The following is a 23,976-nucleotide window of genomic DNA, read 5'->3' as shown; positions in this document are numbered from 1 at the left end:
TTGCTGCCTTAAGTGGTACATTTCATGCTGGGTTCCATGAATTTTGCCGCCGAGGCAGCACCGGGTAAGTCTGCTAACTCGGCAGCCGCTGTGAGTAAAGCGGAGCAACTTGATAAAGAGGAAACCGCCAGAATTAACAAATTGCTCGAGAACCATCCTGATGATTCTTATGGTATACATCAGCAATGAATTGAGTCGGTCCTTACAGCAGCGAATATCATAATGAACTGAAGGCTGAGGCTCCCGGAAGGGAGCCTATTTTATATAACACTCACGTATTCTCTGCATTAGCTTTGTCTGTAATCATGTTACTCTCTTTTGTTAGTAGTTCTTACGCTGAGCCTACAGTAGAAGAAAAAGTAAATGATGTTAGTGGGGTAATAGTAAGTGGAAATACTCCAGAACAAACCTCTATGCAATCTATTTCTCCATTGGCTACCCTGACATCCTTTAATTATTCTGCTCTTCAACCTAATTCGAAAGATAAAGATACATTTCCTTGATCTAAGAAAAACCTCTCTAAATTCCTCTTAATTAAGGAGTTCATGAGAGGTTTGTTTTATATGCTACTTTTCGAAAAATATTTCCGGGTATTTTCACGTATTTGTTTGGGCAAGACACGATCAAGCTCTTCATTTAACCACGAAAGTGTTTTACTACGTAAGTCATCACGCATTTTTTCTTCCGCAGAGAGCATAACTAAATTGATTGTACAGAAGGAGGGAGCTGAACAGCAGCCTTCTCTATACAAATAACCATTATCTTTAATATTTTTACATTGAAAAATAGGCTTAGGACCTTCAACTGCTTCAACAACATCCCAAAAGGAAATATCTTCTGGGGACTTAGATAATCTATATCCACCCTTTACACCGGGGACAGAACTTACAATACCAGCTTTAGATAATTTACCAAAAACTTTCGAAAGAAATGTCTCAGAAAGTCCTTGGAATTCTGCCAAATCCTTTATCCCAACACTTTCTGTGGAAGGAACATCAATTAAATAAACCAGACAATGTAAAGCATATTCAACTCCGACACTATATTGCATAAAAACTCACCTGCTTTTGATTAATTTTATTCATTTGACAAAAATAATTATAACATATATCATGGACAATGTTAATCGTCGATTAACTCAGTCTTTAATAAGGGCTTAAAATTCATTTTAAAGGGGAAATAATAATGAACAAAACACTTATCATAAATGCACATCCAAAAATTGATGATACTTCTTCAGTTAGCTTGCAGGTTTTTAACCACTTTTTGAAAGCATATAAAGAATTAATTCCTGATAGCGAAGTAATTGAACAAATTAACTTGTACAGTGATTTAGTGCCTATGATTGATAAAACGGTGTTAAGTGCATGGGAAAAACAACGAGAAGAACAGGAACTAACTAACCAAGAACAAAAAGTAATGGAGCGTATGTCAGAAATCTTACAACAATTTAAAAGCGCAAATACGTATGTTATTGTTTTACCTTTGCATAATTTTAATATTCCATCAAAATTAAAAGATTATATGGATAATATCTTTATCGCACGTGAAACTTTTAAATATACTGAAAATGGTTCAGTGGGACTACTTAAAGACGGACGAAGAATGCTTATCATTCAAGCAAGTGGCTCAATCTATACAAATGATGATTGGTATACAGAAGTTGATTACTCTCAAAAATACCTGAAGTCGATGTTTAATTTCATTGGAATTGAAGATTACCAAGTCATTCGGGCGCAAGGAACTGCTTTACTGACGCTAAATGAAGTATTACAAAAAGCATATAAAGAAGCTGAAGAAGCTGCTTCAAGATTAGCATCTGAATTAATACTTCTTTAAGTGAAAGGAATAGTAAGGAGGAAATAAATTGAACAACGAATTGATTATTATAAACAATTCAATTAATATTTGCGTACTGCGACCTGTGCTATTTGTTCCAAGACGAATCCGGCTCAATTCATTTTAATTAGCTTCATTGTTGAAACCTCCTTAACAGGTCTATTTATAAATTTTTATAATTCGTCTAATCCTTTCTAAAATTTGTAGTCACACTCATGGTCATTTTTTTGGTCTAACTAATTTCAAAGAAAAAGACCCTAATAACGGGTCTTTTTTTAGGATTCGCTTTTTGCCAAAATTCTAGTAAGTAATATGCCACTCAATATTCCGACAACAATGAATGTGATGATTTTCCTCAATTTTATTTAATCCTCCTCATCTGATTCAATTGCTAAATCTAATTGCTTTTGTTCCTCTTCCCATATATACTCGGACGCTCCTCAAAGTACATTTCACTTTGTAGATAGCAAAAAGAACCTACTAGGGATGTGCCAGTAGGTTCTTTTTTACGTCTAGCCGTATTAATCGACTCACATGCTTTATTTCCTCTAATGGCACCCAGACTGGCCCATAAGCACTCCGCATCTTTAAACGATCTGTACAAGTATCTGGTATCCCTTGTAATACTGCGCCATCAATAAGGTATATCGTCACGATTTGCTTCTTCTGTATAGCTATTTTCAGTTCTTTATCCCACATTTGATTGATCACATACCTATGCCTAAAGTTATGCTTTTAGTATATCAGAGGTGGGTAAAATTTACTATGAGGCATTTGAACACAAGTAGATGTTTTATTCATGAATTTGGTTTGCTGCTAACTGACTTTTACAATAGGAATCCATAACTCAACTTCTTTTTCTTCATTAAATACCTGTTTGTCTAAGCCTACTTTGATTTCAGGGCCTACTTGTATCATAGGACCCTCAACTTGCTCATATCCAGAGGAAGGAAACCATTCTCCATAAATGCGATGCCATTTTTCCTTTTCCCAGGGGATACTTACTTCAAATACGACCCATGTCATTGCTGATACACATAATTTTAAAAGGTTTTCTGGACATGGCTCTGTTGAAGCAACTCCCATGTAATAATCAAAATCCTGCTTTAGTCGTATTCCATCTCCAACATTCACATGCAATATTCCATACGGTTCTAAATTATTTAGTGATTTCAGTTGATCATACACTTCGGTGTCGGTTGATTTCCAGACCTGTTCCACACCAGGGTGTTCACCAGAATCTACCGGCGTAACTCTGTTACATACCCCAAGCAATTGAAACGCGTCTTTTTGCTCGATTCTAAACTTCATGGGCTCACTACCTCCTATTGATAATCGAAAGGTCATTGGAGGGTATGCTTTTAGTGAACGGTTGGTGGTTCTCACTGTTGTTGGTGTAATCCCATGTAAAGCCTGAAAAGCACGGGTAAATGCGTCGGGTGAACTATAACCGTACTTAACGGCGATATCGATCACTTTAAGTGTTCTGTCCTGCAAATCCAATGCTGCGAGTGTGAGACGTCTGCGGCGAATATATTCTTGGAGAGGAATACCTGCCAGGTATGAGAACATCCTTTTAAAATGAAAAACTGAACAGTAAGCACGTTTTGCTATCTCGTGTTCATCAATCTCATTCTCAAGATTTTGTTCGATGTAGTCTAATGCTCCATTTAAGTTTTCAAGCATATTCATCCAACGACCTCCGTTCATCTATAGAATAGCAGGGACTCTTAACAGGCATCCGACACATCTTGTTCAGCTTCTGCAGGGATTGCATCCCATTCTAAAGCACTTCAATCGAACCAATACAAACAAAGGATTTTCTCAGAATTGAAATCATCTAAATATTTGCGAAAGTGTTAAACTGCAGTTTTTGGTGCAGGGAGTAACTAACACTCGTTGATTAACGTTCTAAAATATGAGGAGATAGAATGGCTCGATATGGAGCACTTTCCATAGTCACAAGCATGACCGTTAGCTTATGGGGGGGATTTATATATTTATAAAAAAGAAAAGCCTAATTCTTTCACTATTGTTGGCGATCATCCTTGCAGCAGCCTGCTATTATTATTTTGCCATTTATAATTCCGTTCGCGATATTAGAACTTACCCAGATTATAAGGGGTACTCAACGGGACCAGCATTATTTTCTGGTGCTGAGTTAGTCGTTATTGGAAGTCCCGTGAAAGATTTTGAGGATCGTGAAATGACGATTAGAACAGTTGAGAATGGTGTGATTATGGACTTTTACACATTAACCGAGATTGAAGTGGAAAGGGTTTTGAAAGGTCCAGAGGAAGACGCGAGTAACCTGAAAGTGATAGAACCCATTGTTCTGAGGCAAACTCTTTCAGGGAAAGAAAAATTAACAATGGCAGGCTATACCGAAATGAAAAGCGGCAGCAGATATATGATCTTTATGGCGAAGAATACGTATGGACAATACAGCGTAATTAATATGCAAGCTGGTAAATTCAATATGGATGGGACGGATCCAGAAGATGCGTATAACGAGAGCGTAAGCAAGCAAAGAATTTTCTCAGAATTGAAAACATTGCAAAATTTGTAGAGAAAGAACGATACTTTATGCAATTCACACCAAATAGATCAAAAAAAGTAACCGAGCCGAATGCTAACTAGGCATTTCATGGACGGTTACTTTTTGGTTACGACAGTATGTGATTCTGCAAGCTGGTAAGTGATCCGGAGTGGGAATAGATCTCACTCACCTGCCGACTTTTCCATTCTATTTATTTTTTCATTCAGGTTTTTGACCTCTATCCTCAACTTAGTAATATCTGTTTTGAGTTCTGAACGGTTAACAGCAAGTTTAACCAATCGATATACTACTAATAAAGTAATTAAAAATATGATTAGCATAGTTATGATACCCGCGTAACCAACTGCTGATCCCATTTTAAATATGCCCCCTTTTTTTATGATCACCACTTTATCGTAATCCCTCTGTTAGTTGAATAAATAGACGATACCTGCTGCTGCCAGAAAGGCAAGACCAGCTAGGAAGAACCCATTGGCCACTACCTTCTTAGAGGCGCGATCATCCTTGGAGTCTGCATAGAAGTTGCCTCTCTGTTGATATCCTGTCGTAAAGGCTCCTGACAATAGCCCGGTAATCGCCAGGCATACTAATCCTGCAGTTATAAGAAAATTCATTATGCTCCTCCCATCATGCCCTCTGTTGTTAACCTCGCCAGTTCTTTACCACTTTTATTCTATCACATTCATTTTTTGGAAGCGCATCAAATGTCCACATCCTTCTCACTTCTCCCTGGGATGCTTCTTCTAATGGGTGGGTTAAATTTACATTGATAAAAGAACGAATGTTCGCATATAATACAAACGAATGTTCCTATTTCATGACTTGAAGGAGGAAATAACCGTGAGATCACCCAAACGGATTGTGATGTTAGGTGATTGCCAGTCTTTTTACGCCAGTGTGGAGAAGGCAGAGCATCCGGAGTACAAGGATCGTCCGCTCGTGGTTGCTGGCGATCCGGAGCGCCGGTCAGGAATTGTGCTTGCTGCTTGCCCGCTTGCGAAGGAAAAGGGGATAACCACGGCTGAGAGACTCGGGGAGGCCATGGCGAAGTGTCCAGATCTCGTCGTTATCAAGCCCAGAATGCAGCGGTACATTGATGTGTCCATGCTTATCACGGACATTTATAAGAGATATACGGACTTGGTGGAGCCGTACAGCATCGATGAACAGTTCCTGGATGTGACCGGCAGCATGCATCTATACGCCGATACTCCGGAAGAGCTTGCTCAGATGATTCAAACGCATGTTCAGGCGGCAACGGGCGTGTACACTCGCTTTGGAATTGCGGAGACGAAGATTCTGGCGAAGACGGCATGTGATAACTATGCCAAAAAAAATCCCTCAGGCATCTATACCTTGTCCAAGGATATGCTTGCCGAAACGCTCTGGAAGCTGCCAGTGAATAAAATGTTCATGGCCGGCAGCCGAATGACCCGCCATTTTAATGTCATGGGTCTGCCAACGATCGGCAGCGTCGCACAGACGCCGCTTGCCAAGCTCAAACAGATGATGCGGCGCAAGTTTGGAAAGAACTCGGACATCCAGGCCGAGATGTACTGGCGAATTGCTAACGGAATCGATGATAGCCCCGTACGTCCAGGCACGCATCAGGTCGATCCTAAGTCGGTGGGACATATGATGACGCTCCCTCGGGATTACAGCAAGCTGGAGGAGATCAAGGTGGTGCTGCTGGAGCTTACGGAACTGGTGTGCCAGCGCTGCCGTGGTCTTGGTTTTATGGGGCATGTGGTAACGGTCGGCTGCATGGGAGCAGACTTCGATCGACCTACCGGCTTCAGCCGTCAGCTTAAAATGGAGGACCCCTCCAACATTACGAATCAAGTCTACCAATGGGCTTGTCGGTTACTGGAGAAGTATTGGGATGGCTTACCGATTCGGAGAGTAGGCGTAAGTTTATCACAGCTTAGTCCAGACACGGAATATCAGATATCACTGTTTGATACCGGCCGGGAGCGGTCGATGGCTCTGGAGCGGGTGACGGACGCCCTTAAGAATAAGTATGGAAATTCGATTGTAATCCGAGCCGTATCCAAGACAGACGCAGGCCAAGCGCTGGACCGATCAGCTAAGATAGGAGGACACTATAAATGACAACACGCAAAAAGCTGGAGGGAAACGGACTATGGGAGTCCAGCCGCATGATGCTTCCCGAGCACAAAGAAACCATTATCCGCCGGCAGTTGGAGGAGGGAAGAAGGGAGCGGCCAATCCTCGATCCACAGGAAATGGAGCTGATCGAAAGTGCTTTGGCCGAGTCCTTTCATGAGCACCACCAAGTTACAGTAAGGCTGTTTGATGAATATGGGAATACGGAGCTGGTGGGGATTGTGGTATTAATTCATACATTCAGACGGGAGATCAAACTGTCCATAACCGAAGAGGAATGGCACTGGATTAAGATCGATGATATTGTTTCCGCTAGATGAGAAGCGACCGGTTTACAGCACTCCTATTACCGTAATGCTATGAGATCAATTTCTAACATCGATCGAGCCGCCGTCATTGGGGTCCGTTACGGTTTGCTCAGCTATAAGCTCCCCTTGTTCATCAAAAGCTTCGATATCAAAAGGGGTAAAAGCGGACGAGGGCAGATATGCAAACCAGATTCTCTTCCCGCTGCCCACGGCAGCCAGTTCAGCGTTGTAATGATCTCCACCCTTACTCTGAATAGCGATACTCTGGACCGAGGGGTCGAGAATATTTCCGAAAACGATGGGAAAAGCACCTGAGATATGATCAGGTCTAGGCATGATCATATAGTTTAACGCAGACTGTGGGGACTTACTCATACCATATCCTCCACCCCAAGCCCATTTCCATCCAAACCATGTTTTTCGTACATACTCTATCTGAAGATTGCTGCTGTCCTCTTTACCATCCCGGTCCATAAACAAAAGGGTGCCCCCTCTTACAGGTTCTTGGTGAATAACCCGCATCGTCGATGGGCCTCTAAACTGTTCAACAGCATCTTCTGATGACTTGCCAAGCGGGATTCGAATCGTACCCTCAAGTCCCATGGTGCGCGATATACGCCAATCTGAAAACCCGCCAGATTGTTCTTTCATATAGAGCAGTCCGTACAACAAAATGACGGAAGACAACATGAGCATGACAGTAATCAGGGTCATTCGTTTGTGCTTGAGCAGCATCATTAGATTTCACCACCAACATGTTTTATATAATGAAAATTTCCTCTGAGAATGGAACAACGACTCCACCAATATACCATAAATTAGGGAATGCTAAGGTATGGATTGTAAAAGCAGTGCGATAGGTGAAAATTCCGTTTATTTACCCCGATCCCAGCAGGGAACCCCCCGCTTTATGTCGAGAATAAAGAATAAAGAAAAAGCACCTTGAGCGGTGCTTTTTCTTTATATCCGGTTCATCCTAGAGCAGGAGCCCCTGTTCCAGACGATTATGGAGTCTTTTCGATTGTCGAAATGCCCATAAGAACAGAATTTGTTGTTCCGCCACTAATATTTTCAAATGAATAATAGGTGGCCGGCACGCCTCGCATCGTTACGTAATCGTCTTGAAGAATATCGCCAGTAGTATGGGCGTAATAGCCAAAAATGGAGTTATCGTAATCATCAATGATATGGATTTCGGTAACGGTAAGACCCTCATCGATCTCTTCTTCCATGATTTCAACAACGTATCCGCTGACCTCAATCATTTGTTCTAAATAGGGATTGATATTTTTAAACAGATGACGGGAATCGATGTTTGGATTGACTTCGGCGATCGCCTTCTTTTGAGTTTCAGGTGTTAGTGCTGGAAATAACGTATAGTTCTTAACAATGTAGTTATAGGTTTTTTGGTCAAGTGCTCCGTTTTCGACTTCGATCGGAATGATATAAGCCATCATTTCAGCAAAAAGATTTTCCTCCGTAAGATCGTCATTGTTCGTGCCAGCGTTAGCATTCGGGTCTGCAACAGCATGGTTAGCGTTAACGATTTCGAAGGAATCTATTATATTCTGGACAATCGCTTTCCCTCCATTATCGTAAGCTTCTTTGGAGTAGGCAATGGAAAGAATATACATCGCTTGGCCATCCGAGACATAGTATTGCGTTGATATGACCTGCGCGTTCAACTCTCCCTGCGTGTATTCAGCTTCGAGAATCCCTGCAGCTTTATCCGCTATATCCATGTAATTTAATTTTTTGTAGTTTTGTATTAGCTCTCCGCCAGCTCCACTGGCTAAACTTTGTGCGGAGATATCAGCTGCTTCCTTAGGTGTGGCAGATGATTCTTCGATAACTAAGTTTACGTTTTCAGCAAAAGGCCCTTGGGAATTCGGATTTACAAATGCAGCAGAAATTTGAGGAACGTTAAGCTCGGCATCCTTCCAAGTCGAGGGGTAGGAAAAGGAGAAGTTCTCCCCTGAAAATTGTTGTGTTTTATTATGTACTTCTTTCTCCTTTGTATCGTCAGTAGAAGTGTTTTTTACTACTTCTTCTTTCGGCGTAGGAGCGGGTGAATCCTCGGTTGTTTTTTTCTCTGAACTGCAGGCAGTTAGCATAACCGCTAATAATAGGATGAACAGGGTGAATTTTGCGCTTGATCTCATTTTTTCTTCTCTTCTCTTTTCTTTAAGTCCCTATCGGCTAGGGGATTGGCTTAGGCGGAAGAATTCCACTTGTTGCTATGAGGGAACAGCTATAATAAACACATTCATGATAGGAAGATTATAGACCAGTCTATCAGAACTAGGTATTTATTTCTATAACAGGATGCTATATTGTGAGAATATTGTAGAAAAAAGAAGTTTTGGTGGGCTGAAAGAACTACCTGCTATAAATTTTGATTGTGCAGTGTATGATCATCGTATTCATGGGAGTGTGCTAACTTTTTATGTTCCCCTAATGAAGCTTTAAGGTTTTATTAAGCTGTATATCTTATGATGAAATCACCTCTTAACAATAGATTAGGAGCCCCTCTAATTCCGTGGTTAGAGGGGCTTCTCTTGTTTACATAACTTTTTGGCAAAACAAATGAATATAGATCATATCAAAAAGGCACCAGCATGTTCCACTAAAGGTTTGATTCTTCCTATTTTGTTAGGCTATGATAGAATAGTATTTTTACAAGGAAGACAAATGTGTTTACAAGATTAGGAGAATTTGTTTTATGGGAGATTTCATTTTGTGGTTGAAGTATTTGTTGCTGGGGATCGTGCAAGGGGTTACGGAGCCGATTCCGGTATCCTCTAGTGGACATCTGATTGTCGCCCAGAGACTTATGGGCATGGAGCAGAACGGACTGTCGTTTGAAATTTTGACCAATACGGCGTCATTAATAGCGATTGTGTATATCTTTCGTAAGGATGTGCAGCGACTGATCGTTAATGGCTTAGGTTACTTGCGCACACGAAAACCGGAATATAAACCAGACTTTCTGTTTATTCTGTATATTATTGTAGGTACGATTCCGGCTGTCATTATCGGGCTGTTATTCAAAGATCAGATTGAGGAAATATTCGCCTCTGTACGTACGGTCGGAATTGCGCTGCTGTTCACGGGCGTTGCCCTGTGGCTGATTCGGAATTTGCGGGGGCGCAAGCTGGATAACGATCTGTCATTTAAGGATGCGCTGATCGTAGGATTGGCACAGGCTGTAGCGCTGATCCCGGGTATTAGCCGATCGGGTTCAACCGTCATTACGTCCATTGCGGTAGGTATGAAACAGGAAACGGCTCTGCGGTTTTCATTTATGTTATACATCCCGATTAGCCTGGGGGGCATGGTGCTGGGGGCAAAGGATATTGCATCAGATCCTAACATCTCCTCGCTGTTCATCCCGTATCTGATCGCGTTCATCGCTACGTTGGTTTGTACATATTTTGCGATGAAATGGTTCATGAATATTATGGCGCGCGGGAATTTGAAATACTTTGCTTATTACTGCTTTGTCGTAGGAACGTTGCTGATTATCTTCTTATAAGAACGATTAGGAGGGCTTCTCATAGGTTCATTGAACTTGTGGGAAGCTTCTTTTTTGATGATGAAAGTGGACAAAAATCAGGATATGATTAAATATAGAGGAATGATATAAGAGGTAACCAATAGGAGAGTGATTGTGATGTCAAAAGTTCCTTTTCAATCGGTTATTACATCAGAGGATGAGCTTCGGAATTTGTTCGGCGAGTCCAGCCCCGTGGTCAAAAACAAGGCAATTGATCGATTGGACCATCACTGCATAGACTTCATTGCGAAAAGTCCATTGTTATTTATATCTACTTCCGATGCATCCGGATCCTGCGATGTCTCACCCCGGGGCGATGCGGCGGGATTTGTGCATGTAATGGATGAATCCTATTTGGTTATTCCCGAGCGGCCGGGTAATCGACGGTTTGATTCGCTGCGCAATATCCTGTCCAATCCGAGAGTTGGACTCGTGTTTGTCATCCCTGGCTTGAAGGAGACCTTGCGAATCAACGGCAGTGCTGTCTTGATAAGGGATGAAGACATTTTGGATCACCTTAGAGTACAGGGCAAACGGCCATGGCTTGGCATCGGAGTCAAGGTTGAGGAATGCTATATCCACTGTGCCAAGTCATTTATGCGTTCGCAGATTTGGGATCCGGATTCATGGCTGGCCCGCGAGCAGCTTCCGAATCCGTCCAAGATCATAGCGGATCATGTGAATCAAGAGAGCGTGACGGAAGAGTCCGTTACGCAGGCACTGCAGGACAGTTACACGAAACGTCTTTATTGATATTCGTTTTATAATAGGTTTAGCGATTTCAGGAAATGATGAAATATGACGGTCAGTTTGAAGATAAGGGGACCCGTAACTTTGATAACGACCAGAGAACAGATTTTAGACCGATTACATAGAGGGATACAGACTCAAGAACGATTGATTGGCGTTGCGGCAGGAGCGGGAATTTCAGCAAAATATGCGGTCAGGGGCGGTGCCGATTTTATATTGGCCCTGAACTCTGGCCGTTTTCGGCAGATGGGGCTTGGCTCTTTGGCTGGGCTCATGCCCTATGCCAACTCCAATGAGATGGTAATGGAATTCGGCTCGCGTGAAATTCTGTCGGCGGTCCGTGATACGCCGGTCATCTTCGGCTTGTGCGGAACGGATCCAACGGTCCAGATGCCGGATTATTTGGCATGGATTCGGGACAGCGGTTTTGCCGGTATCATCAATTATCCGACTGTAGGATTGATTGATGGACAATTTCGTGAAGCTTTGGAGGAGGAAGGGATTACTTACCTGCATGAGGTCGAAGCCATTCGAATCGCCCATGAGCAGGGGATGCTTACGATGGCTTTTGTATTCAATCCGGAGCAGGCGAAGTGGATGCTGGAGGCTGGAGCAGATATGATCTGTGCCCATCTGGGTGTCACGGCAGGCGGCATGATGGGCACCACGAAGTCATGGTCGCTGGAGAAGGGAGCGGAAATCGCCAGAGGCATATTCGAAGTGTGTGATACTTCGGGCAAGCAGCCAATCAAGCTGGTTTATGGCGGCCCGGTTCATACGCCGATTGATGTGCAATACATGTACGACAACACCTCCGCCATGGGTTACGTGGGTGGGTCGAGTGTTGAACGGACGCCGACGGAAGAGGCCATAGTGGATGCAACACATCGCTTTAAGGCTATGGGCCATCTGGAGCAGGATCAGCAGCTGATGGATAAGCTGACACAGCTTGAAGAGCCGCTGGATTATGTTGCTTATGTTAAAGAATATGTCGCTGAGCATTACGCAGACCCGATTTCAATGACGGAGCTGGCAGAGCGGATTCATGTTTCAAGAACGCATCTGAGTGCGCTTTTTAACAAGGAAGTTGGATGCACCTTTCCGGAGTATATAGCCAAATACCGGATCCACAAGGCGCAGGATATCATGAAACAGAGCAAGTTGTCCCTGGGCAGAATAGCAGAGCTGGTAGGATATCCTGATTATGTTCACTTCAGCAAAACCTTCAAAAAATACACGGGTGCATCTCCCCAATCCTATCGTCAGCAGATAAAAGACAAATATACATAAAGATCGTACATGGATACGATCTTTTTTATTTGAAAGCGCTGTATTATGGTCTTGTAGGGATCAGATGCCGGACTGGTCGGGACGGACAAGCGATCCCGCAGGAGACATAAGAGGAGGTCTGTACGGTGAAGACGGTAGCGATTGCAGGAACATTTGATTCAAAAGGCGCCGAGTTTTTATATGTAAAATCGGTCATAGAGAGCTTGGGGCTAAAGACGTTTACGATCCACTGCGGTGTGTTTGAACCCATGTTCACGCCGGATGTAAACAATGTGGAGATTGCAGCGGCAGTTGGTGCGGATATACGGGAAATTGCTGCTCGGAAGGACCGGTCAGCCGGGACCGAAACATTAGCCCGCGGGATGGAGCACATCGTGCCGAAGCTCTATGCAGAAGGTAAATTCGATGCCATGCTGTCATTCGGTGGAACAGGAGGAACATCCATCGTTACAGCGGGGATGAGAACCTTGCCGATTGGCGTCCCGAAACTGATGGTGTCTACAGTCGCTTCCGGGAATACGGCACCGTACGTAGGGACAAGCGACATTATCATGTTTCCTTCCATCGTAGATGTATCCGGACTGAACTCGTTTTCTACCAAAATATTCACGAACGCGGCTCACGCAATTGCCGGGATGGTGACGTTTGAATCGGCGCCTCCGGCGGATAAGAAGCCCTTGATTGCAGCCACGATGTTTGGAGTTACAACTCCTTGTATTGATTATGCCAGAGAGCATCTGGAGCAGCATGGTTACGAGGTGCTTGTGTTTCACGCAACAGGTACGGGCGGACAAACGATGGAGAGCTTAATTGAGGCTGGATATATAGATGGCGTACTGGATTTGACGACAACGGAATGGTGCGATGAGCTGGTTGGCGGCGTGTTGGCGGCTGGGCCGCATCGACTGGAAGCGGCTGGACGCTGCAAAGTGCCGCAGGTTGTATCGACAGGAGCGCTGGATATGGTCAACTTCGGTCCTTATGATTCCGTGCCGGAGGTATTCCGGGGACGGAATCTTTACAGGCATAACCCCTCGGTTACGCTGATGCGAACCACGGTGGAGGAGAACCGGCAGCTTGGCGAGATTATTGCAGACAAACTGAATCTGTCGCAAGGTCCTACGGTGCTGATGCTTCCTCTGCAGGGCGTATCAATGCTCGATGTGGAGGGTGAAGCATTCCGTGGGACGGAAGAGGATGAGATGCTGTTTGATACGTTAAGACAACGCATTGACCGCAAGACCGTTGAATTGATTGAGATGGATACCGACATCAATGATCAAGCTTTTGCAGTGGCTGCGGCCGATAAGCTAATGGAACTGATGAAGCGGCAGTGAGATGGGGACAACAACACATCAAGCATTCATACTGAAGGAGGAAATGACCATGGCAATGGCAACGAGAGCGGAAGTATTAGCAAAACTAAAATCGGAAGTAGGAGCGGGTAAGGTATTGTTGGGAGCGGGAGCAGGCACGGGCATTTCGGCCAAGAGTGCCGAAGCCGGGGGCGTGGACCTGATCATTATTTATAATTCGGGCCGTTACCGGATGGCTGGGCGCGGCTCGCTCGCCGGACTTATGGCGTACGGAGATGCGAATCAGATTGTGGTGGATATGGGGAATGAGGTGCTGCCGGTTGTGAAGCATACGCCGGTATTGGCGGGTGTTTGTGGCACGGACCCGTTCCGGATTATGGACATTTTTCTTAAGCAGCTTAAGGAGCAGGGCTTTGCGGGAGTGCAGAATTTTCCGACGGTCGGCCTGATTGACGGCGTATTCCGGGCGAATCTGGAAGAGACCGGCATGGGGTATGATCTTGAGGTTGAGATGATCCGGAAGGCGCATGAGCTGGATATGCTGACAACCCCGTACGTGTTTGATGCCGATCAAGCGAAGAAGATGGCCGAAGCCGGAGCCGATGTTCTGGTTGCCCATATGGGTCTTACCACCAAAGGAACCATAGGCGCAAAAACGGCACTGACTCTCGATGATTGCGTTGAAAAGATTCAAGCGATCTGTGATGCCGGAAAAACCGTTAACCCGGACATTATGATTCTGTGCCATGGCGGTCCGATTGCAGAGCCTGAGGATGCGGCATATGTATTGTCCAGAACCAAGGACGTGGAAGGGTTCTTCGGAGCATCCAGCATTGAGCGTTTTGCCACGGAGGTTGGCATTAAGCAGCAGACGGAGGCCTTCAAGAATATTTTGAAGTAAGTTGTGATCGGCCTCTGATACAAGGGTAAGCTGACTGAATACTATTGATAAAGATTTCCTCAGTGAGGGAGTCTTTTTTTTCTGGATATCCAAGGTAGGTCGTCCTTTCTTGGTGTCTCGAACCCGATGATCAGACGGGCCACAACGACCCGGTGCATCGTAAGTTGTTCCCTTGGGAAGCACGCAGCAGGGTTGATATCGCAAGAAAAAATTCCGCTATATTAGTCTGTCAGACCAAATCGATGTTGACACAACCTGTACGATATGTTTAATTTTGAAGTTGAGTTATGGATCACAATAAAACTTTGCGGACATATTGCATGAAGGGGTAAACTGAAAACGAATTTATGTAAAAAACAATTGGAGTCATACATTATTTTGATGAATAGGGGAAGAGGAGCGAATGCAAAAATCGATGACGATTCAGGAGGTGGCGCAGCTCGCAGGCGTTTCCGTCGCTACGGTATCGAGGGTTTTGAATGATAGTCCTTTAGTTAAAGAGAAGACCCGGGAGAAAGTACTAGGCGTGATTCAAAAGTTTGATTACCAGCCCAATCTGCTGGGGCGCGACCTGAGAAGGTTGGAGACGATGAAGGTGCTGGTAGTAACCCCAAGCCTGGACATCCCCATATTTGCGGATATTGTGAAGGGGATCGAGGACCGTGCCAAAGAAGATGGCTACTATGTACTGGTCTGCCCGACTTCCAACCATCTGGATCGGGAGAAAGAATTGTTTCAAATGCTGAAAACGAGGCTGGCGGACGGTGTCATTACGTTTAGCTCCAAGCTTAGCGAAGAAGAGCTGAGTGAACTGGGCCAAAGAAACAGCATTGTTCAATGCTGTGAGTTTACCTATGCATCCCATACCTGCTGTGTGTCTATTAATGATGAGCAGGCGGCTTTCGACGCTGTTCGTCATCTCATCACGTTGGGGCACAGTCGCATAGCCTTGCTCGGCGGTTCCGAATTGGCCCATTCAACCCGCCTGAGACATGACGGCTATAAAAGGGCGCTAGAGCAACACCACATACCGTACCGGGAAGAATGGATCAAATATGGCGATTACGATCATCACGCTGGAACCAGGCTTGCGGATGAGCTGCTGCAGCTTGCAGATCCACCTAGCGCTATCTTCTGCATGAGTGACAGTACGGCGATCGGCTGTGTCAACGCCATCCGGAATAAGGGGTACACTATACCCCATAACATAGCGGTTATGGGATTTGATAATACACGTGAGGCGACCATGTCCTCGCCAACGCTGACAACGATTCATCAGCCGAAGTATAATCTGGGTTATACCGCCATGGATTTGTTGATTCATAATATGACCCAGCCAGACAAAAAGTATGAGAATGTGACGCTCGCACATAGGTTGATTGAAAGAGAGTCGACGCCGGTAAATCGGAAGGAATAAGAGCACGGTACATTAATAATAGGAATCGGTATGTGCCGAGAGCCTCGCTCAGGTTGCATCCGGTTCCTTTTTTTCAAGATATCAGATTTTAAACTTCGAAGCATGGCCCTCGGCCTGTACTGAGAAAGTGGTAGACATTTTTATTATGGAATTGTCACACTACTTGTGTGCTTTCGGTCGATTTCATTCAATTAGTATTGACGAGAGCTTAAAGATTATTGTACGATATATCTAACACAAATGTAATCCATTACATTTTTAATCCGTTAGCTATTAATTATGTTTATATTATAAAATGTAATCCATTACAAAAATGGAGATTTCATTTGTGTATGATCAAGAAGGAGGAATGATCCATGAGTTTGGAATTTGGCTTACAGCTTTATTCGGTACGGGATGAATTGATTAAGGATTTTAAAGGGACCCTCGAAAAGGTGGCTGCTATCGGCTATCGAAATGTGGAGCTGTTTTTCCATGATGCGAATAACATCGGTGGTACGGTTGGCGGCTTGAATCCGGCCCAGCTGAGAACGGAATTGGATCGTGTTGGCCTGAAGGCGGTATCGGCTCATATCGACCTCGGATTTTTGACGGAGGAGAATACGGAGAAAATTATCGCTTATGCTCAGGAGGCAGGTTTCACTTCGGTGGCAATTGCAATCGCTTTCTTCAGTGACAAGCAGGCGGTGCTCGATATGTGCTCGGATTTGAACAAGTATGGCGAACGGTTCAAGAAGCACGGCATTCAGTTGTATTATCATAACCACTTTGAAGAGTTTCAGAAGTTTGATGGACAGTATGTCATGGACATCATTCTGGAAAATACGGATACGCAGTTGGTGAAGGTGGAATTTGATACGTATTGGGCGATGAGAGGCGGGGTTGACCCGATTGAATATTTACAGAAGCTCGGTGACCGCTGTGACCTTATTCACCAAAAGGATCTGCCAGCTGGCGTATCCCCGGTCAATCTGTTTGAAGTGATTGGCGAGGATGCCCATATTGACATGGAGATGATGGTTAAGCTTCACAAAATTGAGTATTTTACGGAAGCGGGACAAGGAATCATGGATATTCCGGCTATCGTGGAGGCGTTCCGGAGCAAGCCGGAGGCACGGTATCTTTTTGTAGAGCAGGACTGGACAACCCGGAATCAGCTGGAGAGCGTTGAGATCAGTTATACCTATATCTCTGAACTTTTTCAATCCTAATACTTCAAGAAGCTGGAGGACGATATGAGTAAATTAAAACTGGGTATTATCGGCTGCGGCGGAATCGCTCATGCCAAGCATTTACCGGCATTGGCCAAATTGAGTGACCTTGTGGAAATGACGGCTTTTTGTGACATTCTGGAAGAACGTGCGGAGGTTGCCGCCAAGCAGTACGGTGCTGAAGGAGCCAAAACCTATACCGATTATAAGCAGCTATTAGAGGATAAGACAATTGATGTGTTGCATGTTTTAACACCTAATAGTTCCCATTCATCGATTACGATTGATGCACTGGAAGCGGGCAAGCATGTGATGTGCGAGAAGCCAATGGCTATTAATTCGCTGGAAGCCCGCAAAATGCTTGATGCTGCCAAGAGAACGGGGAAAAAGCTGTCCATCGCCTATCAGAACCGTTTCAGAGAAGATGCATTGATGCTAAAGGAGGCATGCGACGACGGCTTCCTCGGCGACATCTATTTGGCTAAAGCGCACGCCGTTCGCCGCCGTGCAGTGCCAACATGGGGTGTTTTCATGGACAAGGAGAAGCAGGGCGGCGGGCCGCTGATTGATATCGGAACACATGCTCTGGATCTGACGCTCTGGTATATGAACAACTATAGAGTGAAATCTGTATCCGGGACGGCCTTTCATAAGTTGAAGGATCAGAACAGAGCGAATATGTTCGGAAAGTGGAATCCTGCTGAATTTGAAGTGGAGGATGCGGCTGTCGGATTTATTAAAATGGAAAATGGAGCGACGATCTACCTGGAAGCTTCATGGGCTTTGAATACGGTTGACGTTCGCGAAGCGATGACAACGCTTTCCGGAACAAGGGGCGGAGCCGAGATGCGCCGTCATCCTGTTAACGGTAATCCGGCCTTGTCTCTGAATACGGAAATGTACGGGAAATTGGTCGAAATTACGCCGGAGATGATCTCATCCATTCCATACTATGGCTCACAAGAGGAGACCGAAGGGGATCGCGAGGCCAGACAATGGATTGAAGCGATTATGGAGGATAAAGAGCCGCTGGTCAAACCGGAAGAAGCCTATATTGTGACAACAATTCTGGAAGCGGTTTATGAATCGTCCAGAACAGGTAAAGAAATTATTTTGGATTGATATGAAGTGGAGTCTCGCCCGCTCGCTTGGGCTTTCAAGCAACGGGCGGGACACTGCTTGAACCGAATGCGAAAGAAGGGTTGTCCCATGGGTAATCAGGTTTCATGGAAAGAGCGAATTAGCTACGGTCTCGGGGATACGGCTTCGAACCTTGTTTTCCAGATGATAACGCTGTATCTGATGTTCTTCTATACCGATGTGTACGGATTGAACGTGGCAGCAGTCGGCACATTATTTCTGGTTGCGCGGATCATCGATGCCTTTGATAGTCCAATCATCGGTGTACTGATCGACCGGACCCATACAAGATGGGGCAAATCGAGACCCTATTTCCTCTGGCTTGCAGTCCCGTTTGGGCTTGTCGCTGTACTCACGTTCATGACGCCGGATCTGAGTGAGACGGGTAAAATTGTATACGCTTACGCAACTTATATTACGCTCGGTATCTTGTATGCGGCCATCAATCTGCCGCTGACCTCGCTCCTTCCGAGCATGACGGGCAATTCACAGGAACGGACAGTCGTGAACTCCGTTCGGATGATAGGTGGCCAATTGGGAGGTTTAATCGTTAGCATTGGCGCGCTTCCACTGGTCGCAGCATTCGGTCAGGGAAATCAGCAGCAGGGCTTTCTGTGGACTATGATTCTGTTTGCCTCCATTGCGGTCGTATTCTTTTTCATCACATTTGCGAATACGCGTGAACGGGTACAGACGGCAAGCAGCAGGCAAGCTGTGCCGTTTAAGGAAAGTGTGAAAGCACTCAAGGGTAATCTACCCTGGTGGCTACTGCTCTTCATTAATGTATTCTTCTGGGTCGCTTTTACGAGCAAAGGTCAGTCTGCTGTATTTTTTCTCAAATATAATCTGGGTCGCGAGGATCTCGTTCCGCTTGTTAACAGTCTAAATGTGCTGATGCTTGTCGGTATTGCCTTGATGCCTGCGATGGCACGGCGAATGGGCAAGCGCAATACGGCACTCCTTGGTATTATCATCGGTGCCGTCAGTCAGCTTATTATGTATGCAGGAGCAGTGGCCAGCTCCATTCCGGTATTGGTTGGAGCCGTCATTCTGGGAAATATCGGAATCGGATTTACAGCAGGACTTATGTATGCAATGCTCGCGGATACGGTAGATTACGGAGAATGGAAGTCGGGTGTCAGGGCACAGGGCTTGCTGACGGCTTCAAGCTCCTTTGGTGTCAAGTTCGGGATGGGGATCGGAGGAGCTATAGCTGCATGGGTGTTAGCCCTTGGTCATTACGCGCCCAACCAGAAACAGACGGCTTCCGGTCTGGCCGCGATCCAGTTCAATTTTGTATGGATACCTTTTATTTGCTTCCTTCTATGCGCCGTACTGTATGCGTTCTACAAGCTGGATGAGGTCGAGGAGAAAATGATCGGGGAACTGGAAGGGAGACGCTAGAGCGTGGCTGAAGCGGAATAAGGCGGCGGAAAACCTTACTCCGACGTTACCGTTATCAACATGGACAACGATAAAAATCATCTACTAAAGCTCAGCTTTCGTTGTTGAATTCGGAGGAGATTTTGTGTTTTATAAAAAAAAGGCAGAAGCCTTTACTGTGCCATCACGCCCTTACGGTCACGCTGGCCTCAGTGAAAGGTTGCTACACATTTAGTGTAAAGTATGAAAAGCATACCAGATCAAGTTTTCTTTTTATCGTTGTTCATCTTTTGCGTTCATCTTATACCCCTTCAGTCCGCTGAGATTAGCTCTGGAATTTCCAAGGGAAGGTTTCTGATCGCCAGGCTGCTCGGGAAGACGGTGCAGCACTTCCCGCAGCAGGGCGTTATTTTCCAACACAATTTCATGGATTTCACCGACCGTATAGAACAGAGCACCCGAGATAGCGCCGCTAATCAGCCAAGTGATACCGGTTAACCAATTGCCTTCCATGATGATATAAACGATGACTCCTCCGATAAAACCGCCGATGAGCCATATAGCGCCCAGTGTCTTGAACAGTTTAGACATGCCAATACCTCCAAAGGGATGATGCATGTAATCATACCAAAAAAATCAATAAATGGGTATTATTTACACGCTAACGCATCTGCTTTTTACTACCGGGTTGCCTCTCTTTGAATAGGGAAAGCAATCATGATAGTATCAGGAAGGAACCAGTGGATGAAGGGGGCTTGATGGATTGTGGCTAACATTAAAGAGATTGCCAAGCTGGCAGGCGTATCGGTCTCAACGGTATCCCGGGTGCTGAACAACCATCCCTATGTAAGGGAAGATAAGCGGACACGCGTGTTGAAGACCATGAAACAGTTGAAATACGCCCGGAATATGAACGCGGTTCATCTGATTACAGGGAAAACGATGAATATTGCTATCATGCTGCCGTTTATTAATCATGCCTACTTCTCCTTGCTGATGGAGGGAGCCGGCCAAGAAGCGCTTGCCGCTAGCTATCGCCTAATCCTGTGCCAAACCGGGTATGCGCCGGACAAGGAAGTGGAAGTGCTGGAGATGCTGCGAAACCGCGAGATTGACGGCATTATTATTTTATCATCGGCCGTGACCCCAAAACAGATCGAAGCCTATTGTGCTTATGGACCGATTGTATGCTGTCAGGATGCGGGCGAACGATTATTTTCTTCTATATATATAAACCATGCTGAGGCATTTCGCAGTGCCATGCAATATTTGATAGAGCGAGGACATCGACGCATCGGCTTCACGGTGGGAAGACTGGATAGTCCGAGCACGAGAGCACGCCAAGTGGCATATGAAGAAGTTCTTAAAGAGATCGGGGAGCCTTACCGCCAGGAATGGATTTTGGATGGCTGTATCGATCTGGAAGACGGCGCGGCAATCATGGATCGGCTGTCCGCTATGGAGGAACGTCCAAGTAGTTTATTGGTAACGGGTGACCATGTGGCCGCGGGTTTGATCTATGAAGCTGAGAAGAGAGGACTCTCCATTCCGCAAGAGCTCGCTGTCATTGGCTTCGACAACCAGCCGATCGGCAAAATGCTGGGTCTGACCACCATCGATAATCGGTTGCTTGAGATGGGCTCGGAGGCCTTCAGGATGTTATATGCGCATATTCAAGGAGAGCAGAAAGAGCCGGTTCGCAAGGAGCTTGCTTTTGAGTTGATTGAGCGATCCTCGGTGTGATGAATGGCATAGGCAAGTTATAACAAACGGATTACAAAGTTCGACAATTATGTTATTCTTATTTATGCAAGTTCTATGTTTCACAACGTTAAACGTCTGCAAGCAGTTGCAGGCGTTCTATTCTGTTATTTTTACAAATTTCATCAGAGGAAGGAGCATATCTAAAGTGGATGCCCTTGCACAGTTCAAAAAAGCTTCCCGAATCAAAGTGATTCCCGTCATGCTGATTCCGGTTGCTTTGGGAGCGCTTGGGGCTTATGTATGGGAGGGCAAATTTCATATAGGCCTCTTTTTATTGACGTTGATCGGAAGCGGCGCCGCCCATCTGTTCTCCAATATGGTGAACGATTTATGGGACTATAAGAACGGAACGGACACCGAGGCACAGGAGCATGTCGATGCGATCTCCACCAACTCCGGCTTTCTTACGAAAGGTGTCTGGTCACTGCGCAAGTTTGAGATGATCACCTGGGGGCTGTTTGGGATTGCGGCACTGAGCGGCATCATTCTCAGCTTGATTAGCGGCTGGTGGGCATTTATCTTCGGCGGGCTCGGCGGACTGATTGCTTATTTCTATGTCGCACCGCCGATTCAATTTGGCTACCGGGGCAAGGGTTATAGCGAAATTGCGATTTTGCTATCCTTTGGTATTCTGCCCGTGATGGGCGCATACTACGTTCAAACCTCACATATGGATGTTCGGGCGCTGCTGCTGTCTCTGCCCATTGGCCTGTTGACGACACTGATTCTGTTCAATCATCATTTCTTGCATTGGCAGGCAGATCGTCAGGCAGGGAAGAAGACTTTGGTCGTGGTATGGGGCGAAAAAAGAGCGTTGATCTTCTCACGAGTCCTGCTGCTTCTGGCCTGCTTATCATTGATCGCATGCGTATTAGCCGGGGCACTGCCGCCCTATGCATTAATTGCACTGCTGACGATGATTCCATTGTATTTGGTATATGGAAGATTGAAGAGCAACAACCGTTCTGAAGCGTACTTGCCGCTGATGGGCGCTTCAACCATGACGACAATGCGTTGCGGCGCTGTATTAATTCTATCGTTGATCATCCAGGGAATTATTCAGACTTTGTAGAAAGAAGGGGAATTAGATGGAACAACAACGTATTTTTGGTGATTTTCACTCCATTCTGTCTGAGAGCGGAACATGGAAGATCGGCGGCTTTCCACTGCCGGACGGTTCATTCTGGGAATATCGCGAGCCGAATGCAGTCGTAATCGTCCGTAACGGCATCCTGTATGTGCGTGCGCCACTAAGCCGCCAGAACGACCAGATTCAAATTCTCGACAATGCCAAGCATATGTATTATTCCAACGAAGAGGTGGAAGTGCCGGAATCGGGTGAGATCACGTTCGAGCTGCAAATTCGGGCACGCACCCAAGGTACGGTTCCCGGCGACTTGTATGACGGCTACGTATCTTTGAATCTGCTTGATTTCAGCACCGGGGCTGCCCTGGATTTCTTTGCTTCGAACGACAAATATGCCAGTGTGTACGCGGTTCTGCCGTTCCCTGGTGTAGAGGTGCCGGAATCGGACAAGACCCGTTTCTTCTGCATTTTTAAAGAGGAAGATACCCATTTTACCCCGCGCGAATTCAATACGTACAAAATTACGTATAACCGTGGCGAGGACGAAGCGATCTTCTACGTGAACGGTGAAGAGATCCGCCGGGAGAAGAACATTCCAGTCAAGTTCAACAAATTTACCATTGCCCTTGGCATCATGACCGAAAAAGACCTGACGCCGCAAGGCAGCGTATCCGTGCATGGACAAACCGTTATTGCCGAATACTCTCCAGTGACAGTTACGATAAAAGAGTAGTATTATAGAAGAAATAGATTTAGACAGTAAAAAAAGATCATGCCCTTTATCATGGGCATGATCTTTTTGCATTCTTGAGCGAGGGAGCCTTGTGGTGGATATAATGCTACAAGGCCGTATGGGGGAGCTGCAAACTCCCGAGTGGCCAAAGAAGCTGCGCCGACAAGCCCGTGAGTCCCAGAGGGATTCACAGCATGTTCGGCAATGCAACCAGGCAAAGCTGACCGTGTAATACGAGTCTGCGCTGCCCCCTTCTCCGCCCCGCCCCCAAAAAGCCATCCCAGAGGAGTGGGATGGCTCTCTTATGTGGGGGTGGAAAGATTGGAGGCCGCGCCCCAGAATCAGAGGATGTATCCGTGGAGGAGACCTGGCGTTCGCCTTTGAAACCGGGAAAATACCGCAAAGTATAATCCTTATTTTCCTGGTTTCAACAGCGACCGGAGCGAATGCATCCTCTTCCCCATTAGGCCAACAATCTTGGAACACAGCATACATAGAAAGAAGAGGCTGTCCCGATAGTGAACTGCACCCCGTCAAGTAGACAGCACAAATATTAAAAGCTACGAAGCGGCCTTTGTCCTGAATTTCATTGGA

At 45.6% G+C, this 23,976-nt stretch carries 25 protein-coding genes; 18 read left to right on the top strand and 7 right to left on the bottom strand.

Annotated elements, in window-relative coordinates; all coding sequences use genetic code 11:
• Nucleotides 1–24 precede the first annotated feature (24 nt).
• Nucleotides 25–189, top strand: a complete 165-nt coding sequence (locus AM231_RS29190; protein WP_165593441.1) for a hypothetical protein — start codon at nt 25–27, stop codon at nt 187–189.
• Between the two features lie 370 nt (nt 190–559).
• Here AM231_RS29190 and AM231_RS19340 read toward each other — a convergent pair whose 3' ends face one another.
• On the bottom strand, nt 560–1,051 hold the full coding sequence (locus tag AM231_RS19340; RefSeq protein WP_053491700.1) for an Rrf2 family transcriptional regulator: 492 nt from the start codon (nt 1,049–1,051) through the stop codon (nt 560–562).
• Between the two features lie 134 nt (nt 1,052–1,185).
• Between AM231_RS19340 and AM231_RS19335 the strand changes: the two genes are divergently transcribed.
• Nucleotides 1,186–1,839, top strand: a complete 654-nt coding sequence (locus AM231_RS19335) for an FMN-dependent NADH-azoreductase (protein WP_053491701.1) — start codon at nt 1,186–1,188, stop codon at nt 1,837–1,839.
• Nucleotides 1,840–2,655: 816 nt separating this feature from the next.
• Here AM231_RS19335 and AM231_RS19325 read toward each other — a convergent pair.
• Nucleotides 2,656–3,531 (bottom strand): AraC family transcriptional regulator, encoded by an 876-nt coding sequence (locus AM231_RS19325; RefSeq protein WP_053491704.1) that lies wholly within the window; start codon nt 3,529–3,531, stop codon nt 2,656–2,658.
• A 289-nt stretch (nt 3,532–3,820) separates the two neighbouring features.
• On the opposite strand from AM231_RS19325, the gene AM231_RS19320 reads away from it, so the two are divergent.
• Nucleotides 3,821–4,408 carry a hypothetical protein gene (locus tag AM231_RS19320; RefSeq protein WP_054404076.1) on the top strand — a complete coding sequence of 196 codons (588 nt, stop codon included), beginning with the start codon at nt 3,821–3,823 and terminating at the stop codon, nt 4,406–4,408.
• 152 nt (nt 4,409–4,560) lie between these two features.
• Here the strand turns inward: AM231_RS19320 and AM231_RS19315 are convergent, their stop codons facing one another.
• Nucleotides 4,561–4,755, bottom strand: a complete 195-nt coding sequence (locus AM231_RS19315; RefSeq protein ID WP_054404075.1) for a hypothetical protein — start codon at nt 4,753–4,755, stop codon at nt 4,561–4,563.
• A 51-nt stretch (nt 4,756–4,806) separates the two neighbouring features.
• Nucleotides 4,807–5,013: a DUF5316 family protein gene (locus AM231_RS19310; RefSeq protein ID WP_054404074.1), complete on the bottom strand. Its 207-nt coding sequence runs from the start codon at nt 5,011–5,013 to the stop codon at nt 4,807–4,809.
• 250 nt (nt 5,014–5,263) lie between these two features.
• Here AM231_RS19310 and AM231_RS19305 point away from each other — a divergent pair, with 250 nt between their 5' ends.
• Nucleotides 5,264–6,511, top strand: coding sequence for a DNA polymerase IV (locus AM231_RS19305; protein ID WP_207383652.1), 1,248 nt, complete (start codon nt 5,264–5,266; stop codon nt 6,509–6,511).
• The gene (locus AM231_RS19300) at nt 6,508–6,846 is read left to right on the top strand and encodes a YolD-like family protein (RefSeq protein ID WP_053491710.1); all 339 of its coding nucleotides are present in this window, start codon (nt 6,508–6,510) and stop codon (nt 6,844–6,846) included. Before AM231_RS19305 ends, AM231_RS19300 begins: the two co-directional genes overlap by 4 nt.
• Before the next feature lie 45 nt (nt 6,847–6,891).
• On the opposite strand, the gene AM231_RS19295 is transcribed toward AM231_RS19300, so the two are convergent.
• Both AM231_RS19295 and AM231_RS19290 read right to left on the bottom strand, forming a co-directional pair.
• Nucleotides 6,892–7,572, bottom strand: a complete 681-nt coding sequence (locus tag AM231_RS19295; RefSeq protein ID WP_242615240.1) for a hypothetical protein — start codon at nt 7,570–7,572, stop codon at nt 6,892–6,894.
• A 266-nt stretch (nt 7,573–7,838) separates the two neighbouring features.
• The gene (locus tag AM231_RS19290) at nt 7,839–8,996 is read right to left on the bottom strand and encodes a hypothetical protein (RefSeq protein ID WP_054404073.1); all 1,158 of its coding nucleotides are present in this window, start codon (nt 8,994–8,996) and stop codon (nt 7,839–7,841) included.
• Nucleotides 8,997–9,556: 560 nt separating this feature from the next.
• Between AM231_RS19290 and AM231_RS19285 the strand changes: the two genes are divergently transcribed.
• The 9 genes from AM231_RS19285 to AM231_RS19245 all read left to right on the top strand — a co-directional run bounded on the left by AM231_RS19285 (nt 9,557) and on the right by AM231_RS19245 (nt 19,819).
• Complete coding sequence (locus AM231_RS19285) at nt 9,557–10,369, top strand: undecaprenyl-diphosphate phosphatase (protein WP_054404072.1); 813 nt, start codon at nt 9,557–9,559, stop codon at nt 10,367–10,369.
• A gap of 138 nt (nt 10,370–10,507) precedes the next feature.
• A complete protein-coding gene (locus AM231_RS19280) occupies nt 10,508–11,143 on the top strand; it encodes a pyridoxamine 5'-phosphate oxidase family protein (RefSeq protein WP_054404071.1) in 636 nt (211 codons plus the stop codon).
• 45 nt (nt 11,144–11,188) lie between these two features.
• A complete protein-coding gene (locus AM231_RS19275; RefSeq protein WP_054404070.1) occupies nt 11,189–12,430 on the top strand; it encodes a phosphoenolpyruvate hydrolase family protein in 1,242 nt (413 codons plus the stop codon).
• A gap of 125 nt (nt 12,431–12,555) precedes the next feature.
• Complete coding sequence (locus AM231_RS19270) at nt 12,556–13,767, top strand: Tm-1-like ATP-binding domain-containing protein (protein WP_054404069.1); 1,212 nt, start codon at nt 12,556–12,558, stop codon at nt 13,765–13,767.
• Between the two features lie 49 nt (nt 13,768–13,816).
• Nucleotides 13,817–14,647 (top strand): phosphoenolpyruvate hydrolase family protein, encoded by an 831-nt coding sequence (locus AM231_RS19265; RefSeq protein WP_054404068.1) that lies wholly within the window; start codon nt 13,817–13,819, stop codon nt 14,645–14,647.
• A gap of 403 nt (nt 14,648–15,050) precedes the next feature.
• Nucleotides 15,051–16,064, top strand: a complete 1,014-nt coding sequence (locus AM231_RS19260) for a LacI family DNA-binding transcriptional regulator (RefSeq protein WP_054404067.1) — start codon at nt 15,051–15,053, stop codon at nt 16,062–16,064.
• A 356-nt stretch (nt 16,065–16,420) separates the two neighbouring features.
• Complete coding sequence (locus tag AM231_RS19255; RefSeq protein ID WP_054404066.1) at nt 16,421–17,275, top strand: sugar phosphate isomerase/epimerase family protein; 855 nt, start codon at nt 16,421–16,423, stop codon at nt 17,273–17,275.
• A gap of 24 nt (nt 17,276–17,299) precedes the next feature.
• Entirely contained in the window at nt 17,300–18,397 is a 1,098-nt protein-coding gene (locus tag AM231_RS19250; RefSeq protein ID WP_054404065.1) for a Gfo/Idh/MocA family protein, read from the top strand.
• Between the two features lie 87 nt (nt 18,398–18,484).
• Nucleotides 18,485–19,819 carry a glycoside-pentoside-hexuronide (GPH):cation symporter gene (locus AM231_RS19245; protein ID WP_106406101.1) on the top strand — a complete coding sequence of 445 codons (1,335 nt, stop codon included), beginning with the start codon at nt 18,485–18,487 and terminating at the stop codon, nt 19,817–19,819.
• 252 nt (nt 19,820–20,071) lie between these two features.
• Here the strand turns inward: AM231_RS19245 and AM231_RS19240 are convergent, their stop codons facing one another.
• Complete coding sequence (locus AM231_RS19240) at nt 20,072–20,389, bottom strand: hypothetical protein (protein WP_054404064.1); 318 nt, start codon at nt 20,387–20,389, stop codon at nt 20,072–20,074.
• A gap of 174 nt (nt 20,390–20,563) precedes the next feature.
• Here AM231_RS19240 and AM231_RS19235 point away from each other — a divergent pair, with 174 nt between their 5' ends.
• The 4 genes from AM231_RS19235 (at nt 20,564) to AM231_RS29185 (ending at nt 23,614) form a co-directional block, all read left to right on the top strand.
• Nucleotides 20,564–21,541, top strand: a complete 978-nt coding sequence (locus tag AM231_RS19235) for a LacI family DNA-binding transcriptional regulator (protein ID WP_054404063.1) — start codon at nt 20,564–20,566, stop codon at nt 21,539–21,541.
• Nucleotides 21,542–21,707: 166 nt separating this feature from the next.
• A complete protein-coding gene (locus tag AM231_RS19230) occupies nt 21,708–22,634 on the top strand; it encodes a prenyltransferase (protein WP_053491719.1) in 927 nt (308 codons plus the stop codon).
• 16 nt (nt 22,635–22,650) lie between these two features.
• Nucleotides 22,651–23,382: a DUF6081 family protein gene (locus tag AM231_RS19225; protein ID WP_054404062.1), complete on the top strand. Its 732-nt coding sequence runs from the start codon at nt 22,651–22,653 to the stop codon at nt 23,380–23,382.
• A 94-nt stretch (nt 23,383–23,476) separates the two neighbouring features.
• On the top strand, nt 23,477–23,614 hold the full coding sequence (locus AM231_RS29185) for a hypothetical protein (RefSeq protein ID WP_165593440.1): 138 nt from the start codon (nt 23,477–23,479) through the stop codon (nt 23,612–23,614).
• Nucleotides 23,615–23,976 lie beyond the last annotated feature (362 nt).

The sequence above is a fragment of the Paenibacillus solani genome (genome assembly GCF_001277345.1).
GTDB lineage: Bacteria > Bacillota > Bacilli > Paenibacillales > Paenibacillaceae > Paenibacillus_AQ > Paenibacillus_AQ solani.
This window is presented reverse-complemented; position numbering and strand designations above follow the sequence as displayed.